Source organism: Dictyobacter aurantiacus (genome assembly GCF_003967515.1).
Classification (GTDB): domain Bacteria; phylum Chloroflexota; class Ktedonobacteria; order Ktedonobacterales; family Ktedonobacteraceae; genus Dictyobacter; species Dictyobacter aurantiacus.
This window is the reverse complement of record NZ_BIFQ01000001.1, coordinates 2,566,000-2,579,004: the sequence shown is the minus strand read 5'-3', so window position 1 is coordinate 2,579,004 and position 13,005 is coordinate 2,566,000. Positions and strand designations below refer to the sequence as shown.

Below are 13,005 nucleotides of genomic sequence, written 5' to 3'. Positions count from 1 at the left end.
GCACCACCAGGGGCAGTGACTGACGAGATTCTGATTGAATCCGTAAGTGGCAGGGTTTCTTGTCCAAAATCACCCCTACCCGAGGCTGTCGAGTTCGTAGCAACCGTTGTTGCATTGTCAGTTGACCCTATACCTCCGGTAATTGTGTATGTACATGTAACCTGAGCATTGCTGGTGTTAAACAGCACTGGGATGCTTGAATTGACAACATATTTGCCCACTGGCAAATTTGTTAAGCTGCCCGCTATTGCCGAGTTAACAGGATTAGAGCAGCCACCTGATGCTATAGCATTACAGGTGATAGTCGGACTTAAGGTGCTGACTGTATCGAATCCTGCACTTTCTCCAGGAAGGCCGCTGGGGCCACTAGGACCGGAAGGACCACTGGGGCCACTAGGACCGGAAGGACCACTGGGGCCACTAGGACCGGAAGGACCACTGGGGCCGCTGGGACCAGAAGGGCCACTGGGGCCGCTGGGACCAGAAGGGCCACTGGGGCCACTAGGACCAGAAGGACCGGAAGGACCAGAAGGACCAGAAGGGCCACTGGGGCCGCTGGGACCAGAAGGGCCACTGGGGCCACTGGGACCAGAAGGGCCACTGGGGCCACTAGGACCGGAAGGGCCACTGGGGCCACTAGGACCAGAAGGACCGGAAGGACCAGAAGGACCACTGGGACCAGAAGGACCGGAAGGACCAGAAGGACCACTGGGACCAGAAGGACCAGAAGGGCCACTGGGGCCGCTGGGACCAGAAGGACCAGAAGGGCCACTAGGACCAGAAGAACCAGAAGGACCAGAAGGGCCAGTGGGGCCAGTGGGGCCAGTGGGGCCACTAGGACCAGAAGGACCGGAAGGACCGCTAGGTCCTCTGATTATGATGATTTTTTTGCAGTGATGATTACAATCATCACATTTATCACAATGATCCTGTTTGTGATGGAGGACTTTACTCACAGTGTTCTTATTAGAGAACCACTGATAGCCCGTAGCCAAAGGCCCGCTTTGATGGGAATAAAGACTGTTTTGTTGCGAGGAAAGTCCGATTTGGTCATCGTCTGAGTAGGCCTGAGCCCAATCAGGATCTGCACTAGAGTGATTCGAAGCATTAGAAGCTCGATGAGAATGAGCCGAAGCATTAGAAGCTCGATGAGAATGAGTCGACTCAGCAGAAGCTCGATGAGAATGAGTCGAACCAACACGAGCTAAATGGGAATGAGTCGAACCAACATGAGCTGAATGAGAATGAGTCGAACCCGCATGAGCAAACACTCCTGCTAGCATACCGGCAGAAATTATCAGCACGCAGAACAAGAGTGCCACGCCCAGCATGTGAAATTTTCTCATAGGCTGTATTTCTTTCTCTTCCTTATTAAGAATGGCCAAACAAGAGAGCATATGCCTGTTGCTTTACAGCAGAAAGTCAAAAGATGAGCCAATCAGGTTGAGACCGACGTTAGTAACCCCAGATAACATAAATCGCCCTTGTTTTCGCTACATCTCTTCCTATACCAGGAGCAGATACTCTGATCTCAGTATAGAAAGTACATATAAGTCATAAGTTTCAATTTATAATAAACATGTTTATTATATTTTATCATCTGAATTGTTTATCTCTGTATAATTTTTATATATAAGGCACTATGTTTAACATAAGACGTGCATAACTATATAGTGCTGATGAACGCCATAACATTACGGCAGATGGTCATATGTGGAAGGAGATTTAATTCCATGTCACACAAGTTACGCTTATCCTTTTTAGCGACGATGGTAGCCTGTATGGCACTGTTACTTTTGCCCTATGGGACACTAGCGGCTTCAAACCATTCTCATTCAATAGAGAGAACTCTGGCATCTCATGGGACGCTTAAAACGGCAATGCCTGCAACGCTATGTGGCACCGCGGCTGAGCCGACGGTATGTGAGTTTGCGTATATTTACAATACAAAGAACCAAATGGTGCCCTTAGAGAGTAGCGTCACTTTTGACAGCAACGGTCTGATGTCCGCTGGTATTACCCATACCGCGGGAGATCCAGGTGACTCGGCAATTACTGTCGCTACAGCAGGTACCTATCTGGTTACATATTCCGTGACGAGTTTGCAACCCAGCCAGTTTGCTATTTTTGTAAATGGTAGTGTAGCTCCAGAGACCATTCATGAAATAGGCAACTCGCTTTCGCAAAATACTCAATCAGCGTTAATAACTGTACCTGCCGGAGCTACTATTACGCTTCGAAACCATTCTTCCTTAGCAGGAACAATTGAATTGTATACAGGTATAGGTGGAACGCAGAGAGGGGTAGGAGGAACGCAACCAACCATTAGCGCTTATATTCTCCTCCAGCAAATCTAGCAGGCGATACCCAGAAGCCATAGGTTTAATCGAAAAGAGCGCAGCACTTATAACGTGTTGCGCTCCTTTTGTGCGTGCTCCGGTGTGATGAAGTTAGCGGTTGGTATCGTAACCTGCAAGCGCTTCTCAGAATGTGCCTGACCCCCCGTTACCCTGAGAGTACATGAGCGCCCCCGCACGGGTGTTCACGGACAGGGGCTGTACTTAAAAATGGGCCTGGACGTAAAATTAGAAACGCAGATCGAGCCGAGTCCAATTGTGTTGCCGCACCGTTGTGATGAGTTGCTGTGCGGTTGTGATCAGCAGGGGCGCGAGGAGATAAAGGCCGACAAAGACGTTATAGAGTAGATAGATGAGCTGTCCTGAGCTAAGCGGCTGATAAAACACAAATGGAAACCACAGGGCGCTGAACTCAGGTGCATAGTAGCATAGCATCTCATTTCCATACCAGCGTGGGGGCGTGCAGATGTGCCGTAGCGGCTCGTCTCCATAGACTGCGCCATCGATACCAACCCAGATCGATAGGCACAGCACCAGCATGATTACCAGATTCATCAATAGCGAGCCGTCGCGTTTTTGCAGGCGTACAGCGAGCGCGAAGGAGGCCGGGATGGATGCGAAGAGCAGATAACGGGGTCCCCAGAACCAGCCACCGTGCCAGTTCCAATAGCACGCGTAGATCAGTAGTAAGCCAGCGAGAAATCCTATCCACAGGGTATAGATCGCGAACAGATCCACCTTTGTCTCTTCCTGAAGTTTGCGCAGTGCCTGGCGTACAGGGAGTACCAGGCCGGGAGCGAAAAACAAGAGACCTTTCCCGAAGGAAAAGAACAACGAGTTCAGGCCAAAAAAGATGGGATAGCTAAAACCCGGTCTACCAGAGTAGGGCAGAATGGTGCGCCTCCCCTGGTCATTGACGTAGCCATTGATCAACGGGCCGCCGCGACGGATCCAGGATTCAAGCATGATCAGCGCCGCTCCGATAATGATGACCAGAGCATAGCGTACACGTTTGCCGGTGAGTATATATTTCGCGTTTAGCAGGATCAGGCCGATGACGGTGGCAGGGGTATTGACCACGCCCAGGATAATTGCGCACCAGCCGATGGTCACGGGGCCAACCACAATTGCTACACATCCGACAGTCACAAAGATGGCCGTAAATACCTCTCCATAATAGAACAGGAGGTGATGGGAGAACATTGAACCGACGATGAGCAGTAAGAAGAACTTGCGTAGCAGGCCGTGATCGACGCGATCCTTCAACAGCCAGTAGATAGCCAGTAGACCCGCGCCCAGAACAAAGACATTGTAACGAGTGGTCCACCAATACGTCTGATTGGTTTGGTCCAGAGCCCAGAAGGGGATCGAGAAGAGCGGTCCGACCAGCGAATACTTGGTATCAGGCATCTTGTCCTGGGTTAGCAGTTCCGAGAGAGCATAGAATCTGGACCAGGCATCAGGCCGCCACATAACATGTCTCAAAAGGAAAAAGTTTCCGAGCAGGCCCAGTACTATCAAGGCAACCTCAAACCGGGCCATCAGCACCTTATTGCGTAGCCTTTCTTGTTCGGCGAATTGTTTACGATGTGCCTCGACTTTTATATACTCCTTGAGCATAGCATCTCCTTCTATCATCTTCATCTCAAAGAATGCGATTTCACGCCTGCATCACTCACAAACCGAGTGCGCCCGCGCCAGAGGACGCCTGTGTGGAGGCGCTCACGTGCCCAGAGATTCGCGCGTCACGCATGGCCTTTGCAGTCGTACAACCAGAGTCCATCTACGGAGTATTTTGTCGTGTTGGGTGATTGCCATTGTTTGTCTGGCACCCTGTGGCAATTGGATAGTATCCAGTTCGCTGTCGGGTCTTTGCTGCCGGGCATTAAAAAGAAGCGTATCTGGCCGTGGTCAACGCGTTGGATGAGCTGGTCACGCGTCAGAAAACTTTTGTTGCCGCCGTAGCCGCCCAGTGCCATGACTGGCTGCTCTGTATCTATGATGAAAGGAGATGCGACCTCCGTATTCATGGTGCCAAGCAGAAATTTTGCCTGACCTTTATGTGCCAGCAGATATTTTTCTAATACTGGATCGGCGATAAGTGGGGAGACGCGCGTTTTTGGCAATAGTGGTCCCGCGATGGGGAGTACGCGCCCACCCGGATTGAGGGCGAGGGTGATCCAGGCCGTGGGAGCCAGTAAGAGACTCAACAGTCCTATCGCTGTAATGAACATGGTAATGTGTTGCCAGTGCTGCTCAACTATGGGATGGCTGATATCGCTATTGGCAGCGTGCTGCCGGGTTGCCACGTGTGCTTTTTTGGCCCTGGCATCCTGTCGATGAAGCTGTTGTCTGGTTTTTGTTGACGAGAAGCGTTGCCCGCGTACCAGCACTAACGCGGTGCTAAGAGCGGCGATGGCTATCGCGAGCATTGTGCTCCACATTGGATACGCGATGAGAAAGAGGGCCTGGATAATCCCGGTTGCCAGCAGTGTATAGGGAAGGAGCCAGCCGTGCCACCCATAGCGACAATACGCCTGCCATAGCAGAGCAATACCTGCTCCGACCAGTGCCGCGATGGCCGGGGTCAACATCGAGAGGTAGTACAGATGGAAGAAATGGGCCGCGCTAAAAAAGATGAGCATGATCGACAGCCAGCTGCCCCAGAGCACGAACGCCTGGTCCTGCCTGTTGTATGCCTGACGCTTTCTCCGGGTCCTGCTCCAGGCAAAAAAGCTGACCAGCGCCAGTGGCAGGAGCCAGCCACACTGGCCGGCCATCGGCTGTATGAAGAAGCGCGCGATTCCCGGCCGGCCTATCTCCCAGGCCCAGTAGTTAATAACATTGTTGTCGGCATTTAAGCGGAACGCGCCATTATAGCCAAAGGCAAGATCGAGCTCCGAGTCGCTGGTAATTGAATCAATGATGGGACGCTGATTGGGAGGCGTCAGATCAACGATCGTTACCCAGCAGAGGGAGATCAGTAACAGGACTCCCATCGCCAGCGCCAGGTGGAAAATCTTCTTTCGCTTAGTGAGTGGCGCCCCGAGCCAGTAAACCAGGACAAGCGCGGGTATCACCATATACGCCTGCAGATATTTAATATTGAAGCCCAGGCCAAGCAGGACCGCGCAGAGACACAGCCAGCGTAAGCGACCGGTCTCAGTGGCTTTACTCATCATCCAGGTCGCCAGCAGCACGACCAGGATCAGTACGCCATCGACAATATTGTTGCGATCGGTGACCACGTTGATGGGCGAAAGGGCCAGCACCAGGGCCGCGAGTAAGCCCGCCAGGGGACCGAACGTGCGGCGCACGAGATGGAACATCACGGCGACCGTGAGCACGCCGGCCAGGGCTCCGGGCAGCGCGATGGAGAATACCGAATAGCCGAAGATTCTGGTGCTCAACGCCTGCGTCCAGAAGCCGAGCGGCGGTTTATCTATCGCCAGAAAGCCGCCGGGATCGAACGCCGCGAACAACATATTATGCCAGTTTAGCTGCATGCTCTTAACAGCCGCAGCGTAGTAATACTCGTAAAAATCCTGTTTGTCGAGGGCGAAAAAATTGAAGAAGGCGGCAATGGCAAGGATGACACCCAGCGCGATTTTGTGCCATAGCAACATCGATTGACGTGGTTCTTCAACCTGCCCAGCATGTTTCTGTACCTGTACAGGCGACGTAATCACCGTCTTTGGCATATCTTTTATATCTCCTTTTAGAGAAGTCCTGGCGGTTACTTTTTCCCTTTTTTGTAAAGCAGCATCTTTACACTGTATGGATAGGAATACAGATAGAGGAGTGACGCAAGGACGCAGATCAAGCAGAGGTTACGAAGCGCAATGACGGCATTGAAGAACGGGATATCGGCGATGATGTTAAATTGGTTCCAAAAGCTCATATAGAGATAGGGGAAGATATATGTCGTCAAGCCCCCGATCAGGCACCACGCCGCGATCCATCTGGGATTGCGATCCTCAACATAGGCGACGAGGGGCATGATCCAGAGGATATATTGTGCACTAAACACTTTTCCTGTGAAGATGATGATCAGGAGTGTCAGCAGGCACGAGGCTGCCAGGTCAATTTTATTGCTCCACTGTAACCACCAGACATATACCAGGCCCGCGCCTAGCAGAAGCGCATTTATCAACGATGCCAGGGGATCGAGGGGACTACCTATGTTTAACGATGCATACCCATACACTATATAGAGTGGCGCTCCCAGGATGTGGAAGAGCCAGAGGAGCGAGGCCGCGGGCGACTCGATTTGAAACGGACGATTGCCATAGTAGCTTAACGGAGCAAGGGTACCCTCAACACTCAAGCTGATCGAGATAGCTGCTACTACTATGCATATCGTGCCAAATATGGCCAGAGGAGCAAATCTGCGCCAGCTCTTCCACTTTTCCTCACATGTTAATTGTTGAGCCAGCAGGAAGGGAAAAAGGAGAGAGATCGCATAGAATTTGAAGGTGACCGCGATGGCCAGCAAAGCAAAAGCCTGGCTCCAGCGTTTGCGCACTCCCAGAATAACCGCGGCCAATGTAAGCAGCGAAGGGATCAGATCGAAGCGGCCGACGGCCGTTGCCCAGCCACCGATCACCAGGTAGATCGCGCAGGTAAGAGCTGCCCACCTGGATCTGAAGTATCTCAGTAACCCATAAATAATGGCGGCTACCACAGCCATTGAGACTGCGAAGGCCATCTGGTACAGGTCAGCAGGGGCTAACAGAGGAAGGGAGAATGGAATAATTGCTGGTAGCGGATATTCCCGGGGCAATGAATGAAAAGGAAGATTCACGTTCTGGCTGGCTACAAATTGGATGATGACTGAAGGCATATGATATGTCTGCATCCAATGTATAATGGTTGCGGTAGAAATAAACGAGCCTTGAGGATGGGTTACATAATAACATTGCGATGATGAGAGCGGTCCAAGCGCGGATAGACCTCTCCAAAAGGCCGTTGCATAGCATTGATAGCCAGGTACATCGCTGAATGACTGTCCAAACAGACCTTTGTACAGTAGAAATCCCATTGCCACTACAACCAGTAGATCCGGCCCATAGCGATAGAGAAGGTTGCTTGATTTTGCCGGACCCGTAGTCTGGTGTTTAGAAATAGCGGGTCGCACACGTACTTTTTGCATAGTTGTGGCTGCTCCTCACATTTATATCATGCTTCATAACTCCGCAGAGATGCCTTTGATCACTGATTTGATCGGTATCTGCATTTACCATCAGTATGCGCCCGGCCCAAAATTGTGATCGTCGATAGAATTGAGCGTGAGGTGAGGAATGATGATAGAATAGGCCTAACTCGTCTCCTTACTAAAGAACCCAGTATCCAACCAGGAATGCTATGATCAGATATGCATACATCGCCAGGGCAACACAAATATAATTGAAATGGAAGCTTTTGTTTGTACCAATTCGTGCCGCAATAATAAAGGCTGGAAATACCTCTAACATGAATCTTCCCATCGATCCTAGCGGATAGCCCTGCATTAGTGGTGTAAGTTGGAAGAAGAGCCAGAGGGTGGTGCCAAAGATGAGGTATGACCAATCTTTGCGGGGCAGCTTCCATGGTCCCACCCAGCCCATTATCAGCAGCGCCATGATAAACAGATCCGGTATCAGATCCGTGAGATTGCGCAGCGATTGAAAGCTTAAAAAAGGTGCCTCGTAAACCATTCGTAATGCCATAACGATTCCCACCCATGGCATTGAAAGCTGACGACTCCATAGCGCCTGTACATGCATAAAGCTCAGGTAATCGCCGTAGAGCAGTGTAGTGTATGCCATAAATACGCTTAGCCCTGCTGGTAGCAAGAGTATGCTCAACATTGATGGTCGCACACTTTGTCTTATGTTGAAGTTATGCTGCCTGAGGTATTCATAGGCGAAAGAGATGATCAGCAAGATGCCCGTTGAGCGCGCCAGGCAGGCAAAGAAGCCAAAGGTGCCAGCCAGCCACCAGTTTCCATGGTGTAGCTGATAAAAACTCAGCAATACCAGACAGAGTAAAAGCGACTCATTGTATCCCGCCGCCAAGAAAAAAGCAGTTGGGAAGATGGAATGATATATGATAGCTCGCCAGGCTATCTGGGTACCCATGCTTTCCCTGACAAGCTGGTAAAAGACTACCATCATAGCCAGCCATGCGAGGTTAGAAACAATCAGCTGAGCTATAATCGGGTCTGGCGATAGATGTAGATTGTTAACGATGCTGATGAGAAGAGGATATAAAGGGAAAAACGCGGTTTCCTGCTTAAGTGGATACCCATTGAGTGCAATGTAGAGATAATGTTGCGCATCCCATCTCAGCCATGCAGTCCAGAGTGTGTTAACGGGGTACTTCTGATAGGCATCTCCACGAGTGATAATAGTTGATAAGCAGTCCAGAACGAGCATTCCCATATGAATGGCCAGATAAAATGGAAAGACAATTCGCGCTGCCTTTAACCATTTTTTCCAGGCTGGTGCGGAAATGATCTTGTGAATGATCGTTGGAGATGGCTCTTCAAGGGGTAACAATATCATTTGCTTTTTTAGTTTTTGCTTCATGTTCCCGGTATCCTCAAAAGAACTATTTATGTTTTTGAGAGGTCCTGTGAACAGGCTTCGAGGGAGGAGAGAGCGTTCCAACCACCACATCCACGTTACAACCTCTGTTCCACTGTTGGATTGTGCCTTCACTATTAGTGCTTCTGGTGTCATGATAACCAGCGGCACCAAATTTTTCCGGGGCTTGATAGCGCCGTCCGGCTTATCTTTTTATGTTTCCCTTCCTCAAAAAGAAGAGGGCGAGCAGGCCACCTACGAGGTAGCCGACCTGGCCAAGTGCGAATAAGATCCGCACTCCCAGCAGGGCTGTGAGCAGGGTCGAGATGATCAGACCGGCGAGTGAGCAGCAGGCCGATACGGCGCTATAGGCTCCCAGGATGCGGCCGCGCGCCTCATCGCTGGCGCGCTGTTGAATAACGGTATAGGAGCCTACGAAGAAGAACATGATGGGAGCGCCCAGCAGAAAAGTACAGGCAAAGACGACCGGAAGAGAGAAGAAGAGTGCTTCTATGCTGCCAAGGATGCTGATGATCACAGCGCTCAGGCCGCATAGCAGGAAAGGATGCAGTAGTTTGTTAAGGCGGCCTATGACCAGCGATCCCGCGACCGCACCCCCCCCTTGAGCGGTCACGATCCAGCTGAATACCAGCGCGTTACCAGCCGCGACCTGGCTCAAGAAGGGGGTGCTGATGGCCCGGATGATGCCATCGCCCAGCACAGCGGCGGCAACCATGATGAAGGCGATATAAAGCATGTGGTCTCTGGGTATCAGTGCGAGCCCCTGCTTCCATTCTTGCCAGAGTGCTTTAGATGAGGGCATGGTCGCCTGGAGTGCCGCGCGCGTCTTCTCTGGTGGCAGCGTTACCAGCAGGCTCATGATGCCGGATAACACATAGGACAGGCAATCGGCGATGATGACGCTCTGGATGCCCTTCAGGGTGAACAGGGTACCCGCCAGCGTCGGCCCTAGCAGGCGGGTGATCTGTCCGCTGAACGCGTTCATGCCATTGGCGGCCGCCAGCTGATCCTCGGAGACGACATGGGGAATCAAAGCACCCGAGGCCGGATTAAAAAACTGTGATAGCACAGACTCAATGGCCGCCGCCGTGTAGACGAGCCAGAACCAGTTGGTGAGGGGAAGGAGCAAGAGCTGCAGCAGGTTCAGCGCCCGCAGAAAATCGGTCAGGATCATGATTCTGCGACGATCCCAGCGATCAGCGAAGACGCCGCCGATGGAGCTTAATAGTAAGCCCGGTACACTTTCCACGATGACGATCGCGCCCGTAGCCATGGCCGATCCCGTACGCTGATAGACGAACAGTGGCAGGGCGATTAGCAGTACCCAGTCGCCAAGCATCGAGATGAAGGCGCCACTCCAGAGCAGGGCGAAATTCCGTTGTCGGAGGATTGCAAGCATTGTTGTAGTCCTTTCAGGATGGCATCCCAAAAAAGTCACAGGTGTCCGGTTCGCGTATCCACATACGCGAACTGGTGATTGTGATGGTGCCGGTGAAAAAAGGTTCTATGCGTTCAGGATCGCCAGGATCTGCCCATCCTGTTGATCGAGCAGAAAGACGAGCTGGCTGGCACTGGTGATGTCAACCAGGCGCACGCGGATCGCGGGCTGACCGTGATAATCGATCAGGGTCTCGGGCTCGTTGAGCCAGCGGGGATGCTGTTTGATAAATTGCTGCGCGCTGGGATGATGGATGATCGACAGGCCTACTGGCGTAGTTGATAGACCATCGCAGGCGGGACAGTGGCGCACCCATCTCAGTCCTGACCAGCGTGGCAGTGTATGAGCGCCCAGTGGCTGCTCGTCGCCTGTCAGATAGGTGGTAACCGCGCGTTGGCACCAGGAGCAGTACTGGCGGTAATCGCTGGTGAGCCAGGCGGGAATGCCTAGGAGACGTTTAAGGGCCGGACGAAAGGTGTGTATGCTGCGCAGGAAGTCTACGGCTCCGGTATAGAACCACTCGCCGCCCCTCTGACTCGCGCAGTGGGGACAGCGCATGCGCAGGTTCACCCGTTCATCCGGCAGGGTTTCCAGCCGTCCCTGCAGGTATGCGCGGGCGCAGAACATACACCAGATGCGCGTCTCTTGCCAGCTTTCTCTCGCCTCAGCGTCCAGCGTCAGACCAAAGTCTTCGGCTTCGGCGCGCAGGGAGGTGTTGAGCACTTGACGCAACTGGCGCCGCGCGCGGTGCAGGCGCATCTCCAATGCCTTGACGCTCAGCCCGAGCCGTTGGGCCGCCTCGCGCTGCGAAAGATCCGCCAGGTAGTAAAGTTCCAGAGGTGTGCGCGCTGTCTCTGGCAGGTAGCCAAGCGCGCGCGTCAGCAGCACTGCCAGGTCCTGCTGGCTTAGCTCTTCAACCGGATCCAGCACTGTGAACTGTTCAAACGCGCCCGCGCCCTTCTGGTCTTCCTCTGCTGCTTGATAGGTAGAGAAGGGTTGCTGGCGGTTGAGCGCCGTCTGGGAACTATGCCAGCGCAGGCAGAGGTTGCGACAGATGCCGCGCAACCAGGCCTCGACGCGTTCGGGTGAGCGCAGATGGTCGAGATTGCGCCACGCCTCCAACAGAGTCTCCTGAACTACATCCTCGGCCCCATCGGTCGACACGCCGCGTGCCAGCGCGAAGCCGATCAGCCCCGGTCGCGCGGTCTCCAGCAGTTCCTCCAATTGTCGCTCAATTTCTCCTGTTTTTCTAGCGTCCTCAATATAATCTGTTGATTGCATATATCTTACCCCTCCTTAATTATAAGTCAGAGTTTACCGGCAAAATCCTACACCAGATTTTCTGACCAATTGAAGGCGATCATTTAAGCGCAACACTATAGTGAAAAAGGAACAGAATTGCCTGGACATAAGATACGTGGAGATACATTTAGTAAAGGAGAACGTCTATGGCTCAGTGTGAAGTGTGCGGCAATGAATATGATAAGGCTTTCCAGGTTGTCATGGGTCAGAAGTCGCATATTTTCGATAGCTTTGAATGCGCGATTGCCTCCCTGGCTCCCCGGTGCCATCACTGCGACTGTCGCATTATCGGGCATGGAGTAGAAGTGAATGGTGTCTTCTACTGCTGCGCCAATTGCGCGGTCAAAGAAGGGGTACAGGGAGTACGCGACCGTAGCAACTAGACCAGTGAATATAACACTGCCAGCGGTGCCCATCGCGCTAATTCATGTAGCGCGGTGGGCGCTTGTAATATATGCGGGATGGCTCAATCCGACAATCATCATGACCTGAGAAAAAGCGTCATCATGTGCTGACCTCAAACGTGTCTACATCAGATGGAGAGACAAGTGAGGTTATATATGATGACGAATACTTTGATTCCCCCAAAACTGGGTGATCTGATCGCGCAAGAGCGCGACCTGGGACCCGTTCGCCATCTGGATGACCTGCAGGCACGACTGCAGCGGCGAAGCATGATTGCTCGACAACTCCAGCAGTGGGAGGAGGCGCTCCGGCAGGTGCAGCGACAGGCGCGCACGCTTCCCCCACTGCCGCCGCTCAAGGTTATCCACTGGGCTCGGGCTGTGCGGGCGATGCCGAACCTGGTCTTTCTGGAGGTGGATACAACTGGACTCCAGGAAGATGCTGAGATCGTGCGGGTGTCTGTGCTGAATATCCATGAGGAGACGCTGCTGGATTGCCTGGTAACGCCATCGCAGCCGCTATCGCGTCAGATGGTTACGATTACCGGGATCAGCAATAGCGAGATCCAATCAAGCGGCATCCTCTTTGACCAGGCGCTCGATCGCCTGCGGCAGGTGGTGCATGGCGCCTATGTGCTCTCCTACAACCTGGAGTTTGACACCGGCAAGCTCAAGGAGGCCGCTTATCGGCATCATCTGGATGAGGTTACCATCATTGGAGATGATCTGATGGAACGGGCCATGAGCTATCTGCACCTGACCTCCTATCCCAAACTGGAGAGCCTGTGTCAGCAGATGGGCCATCCGCTCCCACCACAGCCGCATCAGACCGCTCTTGACCGCGCCCGTGGACAGATCGATGTTTTGAACGCGATGGCTGATGTCACGTTCGCATCGCCTTAAAAACAAACAAGAGA

10 protein-coding genes are annotated in these 13,005 nt (G+C 52.6%); 4 read left to right on the top strand and 6 right to left on the bottom strand.

Features of this window, described 5'->3' with window-relative positions; translation table 11 throughout:
• Positions 1-201 precede the first annotated feature (201 nt).
• Positions 202-897 (top strand): hypothetical protein, encoded by a 696-nt coding sequence (locus tag KTT_RS36700; RefSeq protein WP_218030867.1) that lies wholly within the window; start codon positions 202-204, stop codon positions 895-897.
• Positions 898-1,733: 836 nt separating this feature from the next.
• Entirely contained in the window at positions 1,734-2,357 is a 624-nt protein-coding gene (locus KTT_RS10440; RefSeq protein ID WP_126595918.1) for a BclA C-terminal domain-containing protein, read from the top strand.
• 228 nt (positions 2,358-2,585) lie between these two features.
• On the opposite strand, the gene KTT_RS10435 is transcribed toward KTT_RS10440, so the two are convergent.
• The 6 genes from KTT_RS10435 to KTT_RS10410 all read right to left on the bottom strand — a co-directional run bounded on the left by KTT_RS10435 (position 2,586) and on the right by KTT_RS10410 (position 11,663).
• Complete coding sequence (locus tag KTT_RS10435; RefSeq protein WP_126595917.1) at positions 2,586-3,977, bottom strand: hypothetical protein; 1,392 nt, start codon at positions 3,975-3,977, stop codon at positions 2,586-2,588.
• Between the two features lie 125 nt (positions 3,978-4,102).
• Positions 4,103-6,058: an ArnT family glycosyltransferase gene (locus KTT_RS10430; RefSeq protein WP_126595916.1), complete on the bottom strand. Its 1,956-nt coding sequence runs from the start codon at positions 6,056-6,058 to the stop codon at positions 4,103-4,105.
• Between the two features lie 35 nt (positions 6,059-6,093).
• Positions 6,094-7,509, bottom strand: a complete 1,416-nt coding sequence (locus KTT_RS10425) for a glycosyltransferase family protein (protein WP_126595915.1) — start codon at positions 7,507-7,509, stop codon at positions 6,094-6,096.
• A gap of 181 nt (positions 7,510-7,690) precedes the next feature.
• Positions 7,691-8,926, bottom strand: coding sequence for a mannosyltransferase family protein (locus KTT_RS10420; protein WP_160145779.1), 1,236 nt, complete (start codon positions 8,924-8,926; stop codon positions 7,691-7,693).
• Positions 8,927-9,128: 202 nt separating this feature from the next.
• Positions 9,129-10,343, bottom strand: a complete 1,215-nt coding sequence (locus tag KTT_RS10415) for an MFS transporter (RefSeq protein WP_126595913.1) — start codon at positions 10,341-10,343, stop codon at positions 9,129-9,131.
• Between the two features lie 105 nt (positions 10,344-10,448).
• The gene (locus tag KTT_RS10410) at positions 10,449-11,663 is read right to left on the bottom strand and encodes an RNA polymerase sigma factor (RefSeq protein WP_126595912.1); all 1,215 of its coding nucleotides are present in this window, start codon (positions 11,661-11,663) and stop codon (positions 10,449-10,451) included.
• 167 nt (positions 11,664-11,830) lie between these two features.
• On the opposite strand from KTT_RS10410, the gene KTT_RS10405 reads away from it, so the two are divergent.
• Together KTT_RS10405 and KTT_RS10400 are read left to right on the top strand one after the other, a co-directional pair.
• Positions 11,831-12,067, top strand: a complete 237-nt coding sequence (locus tag KTT_RS10405; protein WP_126595911.1) for a metallothionein — start codon at positions 11,831-11,833, stop codon at positions 12,065-12,067.
• A gap of 177 nt (positions 12,068-12,244) precedes the next feature.
• A complete protein-coding gene (locus tag KTT_RS10400; protein WP_126595910.1) occupies positions 12,245-12,991 on the top strand; it encodes a 3'-5' exonuclease family protein in 747 nt (248 codons plus the stop codon).
• Positions 12,992-13,005: the final 14 nt, after the last annotated feature.